A 13,458-nucleotide genomic window follows, 5' to 3' on the forward strand; every position below is an offset into this window, starting at 1 on the left:
GCGATGGCGGTGACGCAGTTGCTGATGCCGGGGCCGTTCTGGCCGATGACGACGCCGTGGCGGCCGGAGACGCGGGCATAGCCGTCGGCCATGTGGCCGGCGCCCTGCTCGTGCACGACGGGGATCAGGCGGATGCCGGCGGGGGCGAAAATGTCCATGGCGTCCATGAAGGCCGACCCCATGATGCCGAACATGTCGGTCACGCCGTTGGCGGCGAGGGTCTCGACGAAGGCTTCCGAGGGGGTCATGGCCTGCGGGCCGGCGGTGGCGGGCGCAGCGCTCGCGTTGAGGACTTCAGGGAGGTGTTCGCTCATGGTGTGTCTCCAGTCTATGTATCAAAACGGGACTATTTGTCCCGAAAAGTTCTTGTTGGCTGAAATGTAGGGTGCGGTTCGTCGAAGGTCAATAGGTAGTTACAATAAACGGGATGATTTGTACCTAAAATTGAAACTGCTCTATGATGACTCAAAGGCAGCACCGCGCGTGCGCATGCGCGCCACTGCCGTGACATGGCGCAGAGGAGACAGATGTGACGGATTTCGCGACAGACCCAGTGACGGATGGACTGATGGATAGCGCGACGGATTTAGCAGTGGGCAAGCCGGACAGGATGGTCTCGGTGCGCAGCCTGTTTGGCATCGCTTCCGGCCTGATGGTGCCGGCCTTCAGCGAGCGCGACGATCACGTCCCGGAAATCGACCAGGCCTACCGCTTCAACCCGGAAGTGACGCTGGCGGTCCTGGCGGGATTCACCCGCGACCGCCGCGTGATGGTGCAGGGCATGCACGGCACCGGCAAGTCGACCCATATCGAACAGGTGGCGGCCCGGCTCAACTGGCCGTGCGTGCGGGTGAATCTCGACGGCCATATCAGCCGGCTCGACCTGGTCGGCAAGGACGCCATCGTGGTGCGCGACGGCCGCCAGGTCACGGAATTCCAGGAAGGTATCGTGCCTTGGGCGCTGCAGCGTCCGGTGGCGCTGATCTTTGACGAATACGATGCGGGGCGCCCGGATGTGATGTTCGTGATCCAGCGCATGCTGGAGCGCGACGGCAAGTTCACACTGCTGGACCAGAACCGCGTGATCCACCCCCATCCCGCCTTCCGCCTGTTCGCCACCACCAACACCGTGGGACTGGGCAACCTGAACGGCCTGTATCACGGCACCCAGATGCTGAACCACGCGCAGATGGACCGCTGGAACGTGGTGGCAACGCTCAACTACCTGCCGCGCGCGGAGGAGGCCGGCATCGTGCTCGCCCGCGTGCCGGAACTGGCCGGCGATGCCGGGCGCGCGCTGATCGAATCGATGGTCAGCGTGGCCGAACTCACGCGCAAGGGCTTTGCCACCGGCGACCTGTCCACGCTGATGTCGCCGCGCACGGTGATCAGCTGGGCGGAGAACTGCCAGATCTTCCGCGACCCGGCGCTGGCCTTCCGGCTGAGTTTCCTGAACAAATGCGATGACGCCGAGCGCCCCATCGTGGCCGAGTACTTCCAGCGCTGCTTTGGCCGGGAGCTGGAGGCGGCGCCCGACGGCGCGCCGGAGCCGCGCTGATGATCACGGACCGGCAGGCTGCCCGCCGCAGCCAGCAGCGCGAGGCGCTATGCGCGGCGGCCGTGCGCGCCCTCACCGGCGATGCCGCGCTGCACTATCGCGACGGCCGCCTGTGCCGCCACCTGCGGCCGCTGCCGCTGCATGCGCCGCATCTGCGCACCCGGGCGGAGGACGATTTCATCTCCCAGCGCGGCGCGGCGGACGGCGCGGCCTTGCGCATCGCGCACTCCGATGCCGATCTGCACCGGCATTCATGTCCCGCCGATCCCATCGAGCGGCTGGTGTTCGAGCTGCTGGAACAGTTGCGCTGCGAATCGCTGCTGCCCGCCGGCATGCCCGGCCTGGCGCAGAACCTGCGCCACCGTTTCGAGGACTGGTCCCGCGCTTTCTACCGCGCGGGCCTGGCCGAAAGCCATCTGGGCATCCTGCTGTACACGGTGGCGCAGATCGCGTGGTCGCGCCTGTCCGGCTGGCCCGTGCTGGAAGACACCGAGGACCTGATCGAAGCCACGCGCGCGCCTATCGTGCCGGTGCTGGGCGTGTCGCTTGCCGGCTTGCGCCGGCATCGCGCGGAGCAGGGCGCGTTCGCCGTGCACGCGCTGGAGATGGCGAGGCTGGTTGGCGAGATGCTGCAGGCGGAGCGCGCTGGCCGGGCACAGGACGATGCCGGCGATCAGGAGGACGAGGAAGCCGCCCGCGTGGCGTTCTCGCTGGCGCTCGGTTTCGAGGACGACGAGTACGAGGCAATGGCGGTCGCGGCCACCGGCAACAGCCGTGTGCTGCATGGTTCGGAGCAGGGCTACCGCGCCTACACCACGCGTTATGACCGCGAGATATCGCCGGGATCGCTGGTCCGCAAGGCGCTGCTGGCCGAGTACCGCGAACGCCTCGACCGGCGCATCGCCGAACAGGGCATCAACGTGGCGCGGCTGGCGCGCGCGCTGGCGGCATCGCTTGCCGTGCCGCAGCGCGACGGCTGGTCCTTCGGCGAAGAGGAAGGCCGCATCGACGGCCGCCGGCTCGCGCAACTGGTCAGTTCGCCGGCCGAGCGCCGGCTGTTCCGGCAGGAGCGGCACAAGCTGCAGGCGGACTGCGCGGTGAGCTTCCTGATCGATTGCTCGGGCTCGATGAAAGCGCACATCGAACGGGTCGCGACGATGGTCGACATCCTCGCGCGCGCGCTCGACCAGGCCGGCGTCGCCAGCGAGGTGCTGGGCTTCACCACCGGGGCGTGGAACGGCGGCCGCGCCCGGCTCGACTGGCTGGCCCGAGGCCGGCCAGCGCATCCGGGCCGGCTGAACGAAACCTGCCATATGGTGTTCAAGGATGCCGCCACAAACTGGCGGCGCGCACGCACCGATATCGCCGCGCCGCTCAAGGCCGATCTGTTCCGCGAAGGCGTGGACGGCGAGGCCGTCGACTGGGCCTGCGCGCGGCTGCTCGCCCGGGCGGAGTCCCGGCGGATACTGATCGTGATATCCGACGGCAGCCCGATGGACACGGCAACGGGGCAGGCCAACGATGCCTTTTACCTGGACAACCACCTGAAGGAAGTGGTGGCGCGGCATGAGACGCTGCGGGATGTGGAGGTACTGGGGCTTGGGGTGGGGCTGGACCTGAGTCCTTACTACCGGCGCTGCCTGGCGCTGGACTTGTCGGTGCCGCCGGATATGCCGGTGTTCGCGGAGATTGTGCGGTGGATCGGGGGGAGGCGGTGAGCATCCCTCTCACCGCCGCCGGACCATTCATTGCATTCATTGCATATGTAGCTCAGGTAACGTCCGGGCTTGCATCGATAGCCAAACCCGGCTCTGTACGCTGGCGGGAGGGTCCCCTTAATTCGACTTCACAGCCGGCGGTGGCGTCCATTTGCCGGTCAGCGCGGCCGCCTCCGGCCAATAGGCTCGCACATACAACGAAAAATCCTCGCTTTTCGGTGCTGGCAACCAGTTGCTCTCCTTGTCGGCGCCTGGCGAATCAGCCTGGACATAGAGCGTCAGAGAGCCGTCGGCGTTGTACTTCAGGTTCTTGTTCTTCGTACCGATCGAGTAGCGCTTCAGTGCATTTTCGGAGAAGAAATGATGCTGATTGTAGAGGGTGAGCGACCAGAAGCCCTTTACCGGCGGCTCGGCGCCTTTGGCGAAGGTAACGGTGTACTTGTTGGCACCGTTCAGGCGACCACCGGCGGCATCGAGATCCTGATAGAAGTACTTGGTCTCGTTCTGCTTATTGACGAAGATATTGGACTTGGCCGCCGCGGTGCGGCTGAAATAGTCGGTGCCGAAGCTCGCGCCATTGCTGATGGTGCTCCAGTGATCGGGCAATTGCAGGCCGTAGTTGCGGAACTGGAAGAGCGGGTCCACGATCTCGCTGTCCGCCTGTGCGGATGCCTTGATCAGCACGTCCTTGATATGGGGATCCTTGGCCGCGGCTTCCGCGAGCGCGAGGGCTTCGGCGTATCGGGCTTGTTCGCCCGGGAGCGGCCGCGCGTCCTTCAACACCACCGGCAGCGTGTCCCAGAACTTTTCCGGCACCACCCATTTGGTTTCCGCGTCGCCCGTGCTCTGGCTGGGGAATTTCGGCAGCGTCGCCCAGTCCCGGACCTGCATCTTGCCGGTGTACTCGGCAAGCGGATAGAGATTCACGCCGGCAAGGGAGGCCTGCACCGCCTGCTTGTCGGCGGCGGCATCGTCCTGAAACACGCGTGGGATAAACACCCCGGTATTGCTCCTGGCGCGGAACACCTTGGTAATCCCCTTCGGCACCGTGCCTTTCCAGTCGGGCCCGACCAGCAGGTAGAAGCCCGGCTTGGTACCGTACATCTTGCCGAACTCGGCGAAGCTGTCGGTGCGCAGGTCCACTACCTGGTAGACCCAGAACCGCTTGCCGAAGTCCGGCACCTGCACGACAACGGGGCTCTGGTCGAGTGCCAGCACGCTGAAGCCATAGACCACGTCCTGGTTGGGGCAGGCCACCAGGCGCTCGTCGGGCGCGATGTAGTCCGTCAGCATCGACAAGCGGTTGGATGGCGCGATCGGCACGGTACCGCCCATCAACCCGGGTTCGGGGAGGTCCTTGAATGCCAGGCGGCGGTTGTAGATATTGGTCATCGGCCACGCCCAGAAATAAATATTCCTGGCGGCCATCTGCAGATAGGCATCGGTCATCTTCGTGCCCGGTACCGGCCCGGCCACCTCGGCCGAAGCGCCTTGCGTCGGCTGCGCCTCGGCGTGGACCGCGTCCGCGGCCACCAACGCCAGCACCATCGAGAGGAGTGAAGAGGACAATTTTGTGCGCAACAGGCTATTCATTTGATGTGACCTCAAGGGAATCAGGTTGCCAGGCCGGAGGACAGCGCGGTGCCGAGCCCGTGCAGGCCAGCAGCACGCACGCCCCTCCCGCAACCGTCGACAGTTATCGCACCAGCCGGATTGGGGCAGGGAACCACTCGCCTCGCTGAACGTCCTCCTTTGGGACATAGGTGCGGAAGTTCAGCGAGAAGCCCTTGCCCTGCGGCGTGGGCAGCCAGTTGCTTTGCGGCACGTTGGCGGGCCGCGCCGGTGCCAGCCAGATGCTGGTACTTCCATCCGCATTGGCTTTCAGATGAGACACGTTGTTCAGGTTATAGCGATTGATCGGATTGGGCGCTACGCGATAATCCGGCACGCTGTACAGCGTCACGGACCAGAAGCCATTGACGTGCGTATCCGGCTTTTCGCCTTTCGGGAACCGGATTTCGTAGGTCTTGCTGCCGTCGAGCGGTTGCTTGTCGCTGTCGGTCTGACCGATAAAATAGATGGCCTCGCTGATTGCATTGGCCCACAGTCCACCATAGTTGATGATGTCGCGCGCCATGATGTCATTGCCGAACGTCCCGGCCACGTACGTCACCGACCATCCGCCTTTCTGGGTGCCGAATCCCTTGGCGCCCGCCAGGAATGCCGGGATCGCCCTGGTCTTGACGACTTCGTCCACCCGTTTGCGCGCGGTGCCATTTCCCGTCATATAGCTGGCCACATTGAGGGCCAGGGCCTGATACTCGGGCGCCTTCGGCATGACATCGGGATAGGTGGCCAGTACTTCAGCTACGTTGTCGAAGATCGCCGCGCCAATCGGGGCGGCCGGGGTAAAGGCCGGCACCGGGTGCGGCGGATCGATACTGATGCCAGCGGGAACGTCCAGCGTGAACTGGTTCTGCAGCCGCCTGGCGGTCGCAGGCGTACCCTTGAGCTCCACGCGCGCCAGCATCTTTGCCTTGGCCGACGGCAATTCGATCCTGACCGCCCCTGCCGGCACCGGGGGATTGGTCCCCTTGATCACCAGTGCGAACTTGCCATACGGGTGATTCGGATACGTCCGCTCGTTGATATTGGCAATGACTTCGCCCCATCCGTCGAGTAATTGGGCCGTGTAATAGCGCCCCTTGACCTGTGGCACGTTCAGGATGACGGCATGATCCTTGTCCGCGGCGAGCCAGGCCTCCAGATAGGCTACATCCATGTTTGGATTCACAAATTCGGCGGAGCCGAGGGGGTTGTACTTGATCTTGTTGTAGCCAACCTTCTCGACGTTGATATCGTAGTTCTCCTGCTGCAGCACCAGATAGCGCCCGTACAAGTAGGTCCATGCCGCAACGATCTGGTCATCGGAGGGGGCCGATACGCTCGCCGTCGCGCTGTTCGCGGTAGCGCTCTTGCCAGGCGAACTGCAGGCCGTCATGCCCAGGCTTATGAAGCCTGCTGCGATTGAGGTAAAAATCCAATTGGGAGCGCGCATGGTGTTTGTTCTTTCGTTCCGGTTCTTTTGGGTTGTTTTGTGGCGTATCCGCAGCGAAGACGCGGGCCTCCCACTATGGCCGAGGACGGAGGCGGGGAGAACCAAGAATTTTTGCGGGCGATTTAAGTCTTTTCGTTTGCGGGTCGGTCACCCCATCCACCGCACGCTTGCGCGCGCTCGTGATATTTCCAGCTTCCTGTAGCCGAAGATGGAAGTTCAAGTTTCACGATCCCGAACCAGCGGGTCTACACTACAAAAATCAGTTAGCCTGATGTGGGTACATCCATGAGCGCCGACGCGCATGACCACTCCGAGCTGTCGCCGATCCAACTGCGGGTGCGCGCGCTCGAGACGATTCTGACCGAGAAGGGCTACGTCGACCCTGCTGTCCTCGACCTTATTGTCGAGCGATACCAGACCAAGATTGGCCCTCACATCGGAGCTCGAGGGGTCGCCCGGGCCTGGCTCGATCCAGAGTTCAAGGCCGTGCTGCTGGCGGATGCGACAAGAGCGATCACCGCGCTCGGCGTCGTCAGCCAAGTGGGCGACCATCTGATCGCGGTGGAGAACACGGCCGGGCATCACAACATGGTCGTCTGCACGCTGTGCTCGTGCTACCCATGGGACGTGCTCGGGCTGCCTCCGGTCTGGTACAAGTCGGCCGCCTATCGCTCGCGTGCTGTGTCAGATCCGCGCGGCGTGCTGGCTGACTTCGGTGTCATACTGCCGGAAGCCACGCAGATCCGTGTCTGGGACTCGACCGCGGAGACCCGCTTCCTCGTGGTACCACCGCGCCCCGCCGGCACCGAAGGCTGGCCCGAGGAACGCCTGATGCGGCTCATCACTCGTGACTGCATGATAGGCACCGGCCTGCCCCTGCGCCCCGAGGAGATATCGCCATGAACGGCGTTCACGACATGGGCGGCATGCACGGCTCCGGCAAAGTGCATCCCGAGGCTGACGAACCTCCGTTCCACGCACAGTGGGAGGAGCGGGTGCTGGCCATGCAGCGGGCCATGCGTTTCACGCGCGCCTGGAACATCGACATGTCTCGCGACGCGCAGGAGCGGCTGCCTGCCGCGGTCTACCTGTCTGTGTCCTACTACGAAAGATGGGCATTGGGAATCGAGCGCAATGCGGTCGAGCGAGGACTGATCGGCGCCGATGAAATCGCCGCAGGGCATGCCATGCATCCGGGCAAGCCCCTCGAACGGGTCATGACGACGAACGACATCGGGCACGCATTCACCCGAGGCACCTTCTGTCGCCCGCCCAAGCGGCCGGCCAGGTTCAAACCGGGCGAGCGAGTGCGCACGAAGAACATCAACCCGCCCACGCACACGCGCTTGCCGCGGTACGCGCGCGGCCGTGAAGGAACGATCGAGGCAATCCGGGGTTGCCACGTTTTTCCGGACTCCGTCGTGGCCGGTGCGGGAGAAGACCCGCAGTGGCTCTACACCGTCGTCTTCGAAGGCCGCGAGCTCTGGGGAGCGGAGACCGACGCCACGCTCACCGTCTCGATCGAGGCATTCGAGCCCTACCTCGAACCAGCATGAAATGAAGGTCGATCCAGTCGCAGTGCGTGATGCCGCCGAGGCCCTACCGGGCGTTCCCCGTGACAACGAAGGCCCGGTGTTCCGCGAACCGTGGGAGGCGCAGGTTTTTTCTCTGGCATTGGTCTTGCACCAGCGGGGCCTCTACACCTGGCGTGAATGGGCTGCAGCGCTGGCAGAAGAGATCAGGCGCGCACAGCTTGCCGGCGATCCGGATACGGGCGAGACCTACTACCTGCACTGGCTCGCCACGCTCGAGCGCCTGGTGGCAAGCAAAGGCGTCGCGAGCCTGGAGACGCAGGCGCGCTATCGCAAAGCGTGGCACTACGCGGCGCGTCGCACGCCTCACGGCAAGCCTGTTGAACTCTCGCTTGGCGATTTCCCGGAAAACGGGGATTTGTGAGTCGATGTCCATTGCGCGCCGGCTCTCCGGCAGTGGAACCGTCTTGTCGATCTACCGTCCGGTACGCATGGCGGCGCCAACATTAATCTCAACGGCGCGATCTTCGACGCGTTCGACTTCTCGTTCGCGTCCCTCTGAACCGGAGAAGCAAAGTGCCAAACGTAACGTCCGACGGTGTTTCGATCCACTACGCGGTCAAGGGCCAAGGTTCGCCCGTGCTTCTTCTGGCGGGGCTTGCGGGAGTGGGCGCATCTTGGGGCCCACAGATCGATCTGTTCGCCGAGCACCACCAAGTGATCGTACCCGATCACCGCGGCACCGGCGCGTCCGAGCACACCGCACGCGCCATGACGATGACACAACACGCGCTGGACATGGCGCGGGTCATCGAGGCGGTCGGGTGCGGGCCGGTCCACGCGCTCGGCTCCTCGACCGGCGGCGCCATCGCGCAATTGCTGTCGATCCATCACCGCGAACTATTACGCAGCGCGACAATTGTCTCTTCGATTGCACGCGCGGACGCGTTCTACCGTCGCCAGTTCGACATGCGGCGACGCATGTTGACCGATTCCGGCCTGCGCGCGTCCACCGAGGCCAACGCACTATTCCTCTTCGATCCGAAATTCATGCGCGAGCACCCGGAGCAGGTGCAGGCGTGGGTGAACGCTACAGCGGCCGGCACATTCGAGCGGGAGATCAGCTTTGCCCGGATCGACATGATCGTGGGGCACGACGCCTTCGATGATCTTCCGTCGATCGCGACGCCGACGCTGGTGCTGGTGGGCGAGCGCGACTTCTGCGCCCCGCCGTACTTCTCCGCGGAGCTTGCAGAGCGGATTCCGGGAGCCGAGTTTGCCATCCTGGACGGTGGTCATTTCATCTTCCTGGAGAAGCCCGAACTACTGCACGACACTGTTGAGGCCTTCATCGCCAGGCACGAACGATGATCAGCTCGGCACTCTGACGGAAGGCGGGCGCCTCCCGCTAGAGTGCCGGTGCGAGCTGGCCGTAGTCCGGCCGCAGGCATTCGCTGTGCATTTCCCATGCTACGCAAAACGCTGCGGGATCCTGGCGCCGAAGTCAGAAAACATCTGGGCTATGCCGCAGCTGGAGTTTTTGACTCGTGGAATTGATCGACCAAAAAATCAATGAACGCTCTGGCACGCGCCGTTTGATTGCGCCGATTCGAGTAGTAGACAAACAGGTCCGCCGACGGGAGGACAAAGTCCGGCAGCACAACCCTCAGCCTGCCACTCTCGAGATACTTCGCCAGATCCCACTCCGAACGGATAAGGATGCCGTGGCCATCAAGTGCCCAGCCGAGGACGATATCGCCATCGTTGCTCGACAGCACCCCATCAACTTTGACGATCTCGGTTTGCTCACGGTGCGTAAACCGCCAGATACCGTATGCATCATCGTTCTGCCGATGGATGATGCAGCGATGGTCGGCGAGATCGGCAAGGCTAGCCGGGGTGCCATATCTCTCGAGATAGACCGGTGAGGCGCACAGAAACCGTCGGTTCGACATGATGCGTCGCGCGTTGAGCCGTTTGTCAGGCAGCGAGCCGAAACGAATGGCCAGATCGAAGCTACTCTCGACGAGGTCGATTGGCCTGTCGGTGACGTCCAGTTGCACTGTGACAAGGGGATAACGCCTGGCGAACTCGGAGACGAGCGGTGCAATGGTCGTGCGGCCGAAACCAAGGGTTGCATTCACGCGAAGTATCCCGCGCGGCACGGCACTGCTGCTCGACACGTCATCTTCCATCTCTCGGACCTGGGCAAGTATCCGCGTCGCATGGAGGAGGTAGGTCTCGCCTTCATTTGTCAGGCTGATGCTGCGGGTTGTGCGGTTGACTAGCCGTACACCCAGCCGGTCTTCCATCTGGGCAAGCCGCTTGGTGGCCGCCGGCGGCGTCAGGTCAAGCGCCCGCGCGGCAGCCGAAAGATTGCCATGGCGGGCGATAAGCACGAAGAACTCCAGTTCGGAAGCGAGATTGGTCTTCACTCAAAGTGAATAATCAAATGACTTGTGGTGAATTTTAAGACACCTTCCCGCACCTATGCTAGTGGCTCACATAGCTTATGCATCCGCCGAACCGGGTGCCTTAGGAGACACATCATGAAAATCGTCGATATTCGCGAAAAAACGTTGCCGATCAGCTCGCCGATTCGTAACGCTTACATCGACTTCAGCAAGATGACCCTCAGTCTGGTCGCCGTCATCACTGACGTCATCCGCGACGGCAAGCCGGTGGTGGGCTACGGCTTCAACTCCAATGGCCGCTATGGCCAGGGGAAGCTGATGCGCGAGCGCTTCATCCCGCGCGTGCTGGAGGCGGCAACCGAATCCCTGCTTGACGCAAGCGGCAACAACTTCGATCCGCACAAAATCTGGGACACCATGTTCACCAATGAGAAGCCGGGCGGGCACGGCGAACGCTCGGTCGCCATCGGCACCATCGACATGGCCGTCTGGGACGCGGTAGCCAAGATCGAGGGCAAGCCCTTGTTTCAATTGCTGGCCGACCGCTATGGCAACGGTACGCCCGATCGCAAGGTGTTCGTCTACGCCGCGGGCGGCTACTACTACCCCGGCCAGGACCACAACAAGCTCAAGGACGAAATGCGCAGCTACATCGACCGCGGCTATACCGTGGTCAAGAAGAAGATTGGCGGCGCGACGCTTGACGAGGACCTGCGGCGAATCGACTCGATCCTGAGCGTGCTTCAGGATGGTCAAAAGCTCGCGGTGGATGCCAACGGCCGCTTCGACCTGGACACTGCGGTTCAATATGCCAAGGCGCTGTCACAGTACGACCTGTTCTGGTACGAGGAACCGGGCGACCCTCTGGATTTCGAGTTGCAGGCGACGCTGCGCAATTACTACACCAATCCGATGGCCACCGGCGAGGACCTGTTCTCGATGCAGGATGCCCGCAACCTGATTCGCTATGGCGGCATGCGCCCCGACCGCGACTGGTTGCAGTTCGACTGCGCGCTGAGCTACGGCTTGGTCGAATACCTGCGGACCCTCGACATGCTCAAGGAACACGGCTGGTCGGCGAGCCGTTGCATTCCGCATGGCGGTCACCAGATGTCGCTGAATATTGCCGCCGGCCTTGGCCTGGGCGGCAACGAGAGCTACCCGGATCTGTTCCAGCCTTTCGGTGGTTTCCCCGATGGGGTCAAGGTTGACAAGGGTTACGTCACGATGCCCGATCTGCCTGGTATCGGCTTCGAAGGCAAGTGCGACCTCTATAGCGTCATGCAGGAACTGTCGTCTTGAACGCGTAGTTGCAACGGCCATACGGCCATACGGCCATACAAGAGGAGACAAAGATGCTAAAACAGCGCGCGGTTGCCCGCAGTGCAGTATTGATACTAGTCTGCGGCGCTATTGCCGCCCCTACGTCCGCGCTCGCGGAGTATCCGGAGAAGCCCGTCACACTAGTCGTACCATTCGTAGCCGGTGGTCCCAGCGACAAGATTGCGCGCGATGTCGCGGAAGCCTTGCGCAAGTCATTGGGCCAACCGGTGTTGGTGGAGAACACAGCGGGCGCGGGCGGAACCATAGGCACCGCACGCGTGGCGCGCGCCAACCCCGACGGTTACACCCTTCTGGTGCACCACATCGGGCTGGCGACCGCGCCGTCCTTGTACAAGAAACTGGGCTACAAGACGGGGGATCTGGAGTTCCTGGGCCTGATCAACGAAGCGCCCTCAACGCTCATCGGCAAACCTGGTCTGGCCCCGAACACACTTGCCGAGCTTCGCAAAACCATTGCGGACAGTGGGGGCAAGCTCAACCTCGCCAATGCCGGCGTTGGATCGGCATCGCATTTGTGTGGCCTTATGCTGCAGAATGCCCTGAAGAGCAACATGACATTTGTGCCATATAAGGGCACCGCGCCGGCTATGTCCGATCTGATGGGCGGACAGGTCGACCTGATGTGCGAGCAAGCGACCAACAGCACGCCGCAGATCGAGGCAAAGAAAGTCAAGGCTTACGGCGTAAGTAGTCTGCAGCGCTCCACGGTACCTGCCTTGGCAAGCATCCCGACACTCAGCGAAAGTGGCTTGCCGGGTTTCAATTTCACGGTGTGGCACGGCCTCTATGCTCCACACGGAACGCCGCCCGCGGTGCTGAACAAAATTAACGCAGCTCTGCGCACTGCGCTGAAGGATCCGGCCCTCATCAAGCGGGAGGAGGGGCTAGGCATCACAGTGATCAGCGACGCGCGGCTATCCCCGTCCGGGCACAAGAAGTTCTTTGACAGCGAGGCCAATCGCTGGTCGAAGATCATCAAGGATGCGGGCATTCAGCCGGAGTGAGAAAACCTCCATTTCGTACAGCCTTCTTAAGGTGGCGGCGGGTAACAATATCGCAATCGATCCGGTGCAGTAAAAATCCCGTGACTCATAAATTGTGCTTCGTTAGGCGCATGATGCTTTTCGTCCCTCGAAAGTCGCCAAAGATGCAAGGTGATTTAGGGTACGCAAGGGCAAGCGGCGCCCTGCAGAGTGGATCCTGTGCAACGCTCGCTGAACCAATCAAGCGAGGGCCCTTTGACCGTGAGTGGATTCGCGACTACACTCGCCGCGTAGTGTTTCCGGAACTGGGTCATCCGGGAAAAAAAAGAAAAGGAGCGCGAGCATGGGCCACAGAAGCCCGGCGGTGCGATATAGCCGAAAACATTGGCTATTTCGGGAGTTGGGGGTAGCCACGCGGTGCGGTGGCTGGGGTCGACACGCTCGGCTCGGGGGCGGCTTTACGCTCATCGAGTTAATGATCGCCGTGGCAATCATCGGCATCCTCGCGGCCATTGCCTATCCCTCCTATATCCAATTCGTAGTGCGCTCCAATCGCGCAGCGGCGGAGTCGTTCCTGCTGGAAGTCGCCAGCATGCAGGAGCGCTTCCTGGTGGACAACCGGGTCTATGCCACCACCCTGGCCGCACTCGGCTATGCGAGTCCTCCCGGCACAGTTTCCCCCAATTACCAGATTACCGTCACTGCGGTCGCAGGTCCGCCACTTGGATATGTCCTGACGGCGACGCCGCAGGGTACCCAGGCCACGAACGACGCGGCATGTGGAACGTTGACGCTGTCGAGTACCGGGGACAAGAGCGTCTCCGGTACGGGTTCGACTTGCTGGAAGTAGC

General features: G+C 62.7%; 13 protein-coding genes. 9 read left to right on the forward strand and 4 right to left on the reverse strand.

Annotated elements, in window-relative coordinates; genetic code table 11:
- A partial coding sequence (locus AC1DS6_RS34455; protein ID WP_477104127.1) for a thiamine pyrophosphate-binding protein occupies nucleotides 1-314 on the reverse strand: 314 nt, incomplete at its 3' end.
- A gap of 254 nt (nucleotides 315-568) precedes the next feature.
- On the opposite strand from AC1DS6_RS34455, the gene AC1DS6_RS34460 reads away from it, so the two are divergent.
- Both AC1DS6_RS34460 and AC1DS6_RS34465 read left to right on the forward strand, forming a co-directional pair.
- Entirely contained in the window at nucleotides 569-1,558 is a 990-nt protein-coding gene (locus AC1DS6_RS34460; protein WP_477104128.1) for an AAA family ATPase, read from the forward strand.
- The gene (locus tag AC1DS6_RS34465; protein WP_477104129.1) at nucleotides 1,558-3,276 is read left to right on the forward strand and encodes a cobaltochelatase CobT-related protein; all 1,719 of its coding nucleotides are present in this window, start codon (nucleotides 1,558-1,560) and stop codon (nucleotides 3,274-3,276) included. The genes AC1DS6_RS34460 and AC1DS6_RS34465 overlap by 1 nt, the downstream gene beginning before the upstream one ends.
- 117 nt (nucleotides 3,277-3,393) lie before the next feature.
- Here AC1DS6_RS34465 and AC1DS6_RS34470 read toward each other — a convergent pair whose 3' ends face one another.
- Complete coding sequence (locus AC1DS6_RS34470) at nucleotides 3,394-4,869, reverse strand: DUF1254 domain-containing protein (RefSeq protein WP_477104130.1); 1,476 nt, start codon at nucleotides 4,867-4,869, stop codon at nucleotides 3,394-3,396.
- A gap of 103 nt (nucleotides 4,870-4,972) precedes the next feature.
- Entirely contained in the window at nucleotides 4,973-6,334 is a 1,362-nt protein-coding gene (locus AC1DS6_RS34475; RefSeq protein ID WP_477104131.1) for a DUF1214 domain-containing protein, read from the reverse strand.
- 285 nt (nucleotides 6,335-6,619) lie between these two features.
- On the opposite strand from AC1DS6_RS34475, the gene nthA reads away from it, so the two are divergent.
- From nthA to AC1DS6_RS34495, 4 genes are all read left to right on the forward strand, one after another.
- Entirely contained in the window at nucleotides 6,620-7,237 is a 618-nt protein-coding gene (gene nthA / locus AC1DS6_RS34480) for a nitrile hydratase subunit alpha (protein ID WP_477104132.1), read from the forward strand.
- A complete protein-coding gene (gene nthB / locus AC1DS6_RS34485; RefSeq protein ID WP_477104133.1) occupies nucleotides 7,234-7,890 on the forward strand; it encodes a nitrile hydratase subunit beta in 657 nt (218 codons plus the stop codon). The genes nthA and nthB overlap by 4 nt, the downstream gene beginning before the upstream one ends.
- 1 nt (nucleotide 7,891) lies before the next feature.
- A complete protein-coding gene (locus AC1DS6_RS34490) occupies nucleotides 7,892-8,290 on the forward strand; it encodes a nitrile hydratase accessory protein (RefSeq protein WP_441630482.1) in 399 nt (132 codons plus the stop codon).
- A 152-nt stretch (nucleotides 8,291-8,442) separates the two neighbouring features.
- Nucleotides 8,443-9,237 (forward strand): alpha/beta fold hydrolase, encoded by a 795-nt coding sequence (locus tag AC1DS6_RS34495; protein WP_441630484.1) that lies wholly within the window; start codon nucleotides 8,443-8,445, stop codon nucleotides 9,235-9,237.
- A 149-nt stretch (nucleotides 9,238-9,386) separates the two neighbouring features.
- On the opposite strand, the gene AC1DS6_RS34500 is transcribed toward AC1DS6_RS34495, so the two are convergent.
- Nucleotides 9,387-10,301, reverse strand: a complete 915-nt coding sequence (locus AC1DS6_RS34500) for a LysR family transcriptional regulator (protein WP_477104134.1) — start codon at nucleotides 10,299-10,301, stop codon at nucleotides 9,387-9,389.
- A gap of 114 nt (nucleotides 10,302-10,415) precedes the next feature.
- Between AC1DS6_RS34500 and AC1DS6_RS34505 the strand changes: the two genes are divergently transcribed.
- The 3 genes from AC1DS6_RS34505 to AC1DS6_RS34515 all read left to right on the forward strand — a co-directional run bounded on the left by AC1DS6_RS34505 (nucleotide 10,416) and on the right by AC1DS6_RS34515 (nucleotide 13,457).
- Nucleotides 10,416-11,582, forward strand: coding sequence for a mandelate racemase/muconate lactonizing enzyme family protein (locus tag AC1DS6_RS34505; RefSeq protein WP_477104135.1), 1,167 nt, complete (start codon nucleotides 10,416-10,418; stop codon nucleotides 11,580-11,582).
- Nucleotides 11,583-11,635: 53 nt separating this feature from the next.
- Nucleotides 11,636-12,628 (forward strand): tripartite tricarboxylate transporter substrate-binding protein, encoded by a 993-nt coding sequence (locus AC1DS6_RS34510; RefSeq protein WP_441630490.1) that lies wholly within the window; start codon nucleotides 11,636-11,638, stop codon nucleotides 12,626-12,628.
- A gap of 379 nt (nucleotides 12,629-13,007) precedes the next feature.
- Nucleotides 13,008-13,457, forward strand: a complete 450-nt coding sequence (locus AC1DS6_RS34515; RefSeq protein ID WP_441630568.1) for a type IV pilin protein — start codon at nucleotides 13,008-13,010, stop codon at nucleotides 13,455-13,457.
- Nucleotide 13,458: the final 1 nt, after the last annotated feature.

It is taken from the genome of Cupriavidus sp. 05L310, from assembly GCF_056398185.1.

Bases quoted from the DNA above. Each gene is read 5' to 3' on its own strand.
- AC1DS6_RS34460 (WP_477104128.1), top strand. From the start codon at position 569: ATGGATAGCGCGACGGATTTAGCAGTGGGCAAGCCGGACAGGATGGTC.
- AC1DS6_RS34465 (WP_477104129.1), top strand. From the start codon at position 1,558: ATGATCACGGACCGGCAGGCTGCCCGCCGCAGCCAGCAGCGCGAGGCG.
- AC1DS6_RS34470 (WP_477104130.1), bottom strand. From the start codon at position 4,869: ATGAATAGCCTGTTGCGCACAAAATTGTCCTCTTCACTCCTCTCGATG.
- AC1DS6_RS34475 (WP_477104131.1), bottom strand. From the start codon at position 6,334: ATGCGCGCTCCCAATTGGATTTTTACCTCAATCGCAGCAGGCTTCATA.
- nthA (WP_477104132.1), top strand. From the start codon at position 6,620: ATGAGCGCCGACGCGCATGACCACTCCGAGCTGTCGCCGATCCAACTG.
- nthB (WP_477104133.1), top strand. From the start codon at position 7,234: ATGAACGGCGTTCACGACATGGGCGGCATGCACGGCTCCGGCAAAGTG.
- AC1DS6_RS34490 (WP_441630482.1), top strand. From the start codon at position 7,892: ATGAAGGTCGATCCAGTCGCAGTGCGTGATGCCGCCGAGGCCCTACCG.
- AC1DS6_RS34505 (WP_477104135.1), top strand. From the start codon at position 10,416: ATGAAAATCGTCGATATTCGCGAAAAAACGTTGCCGATCAGCTCGCCG.
- AC1DS6_RS34510 (WP_441630490.1), top strand. From the start codon at position 11,636: ATGCTAAAACAGCGCGCGGTTGCCCGCAGTGCAGTATTGATACTAGTC.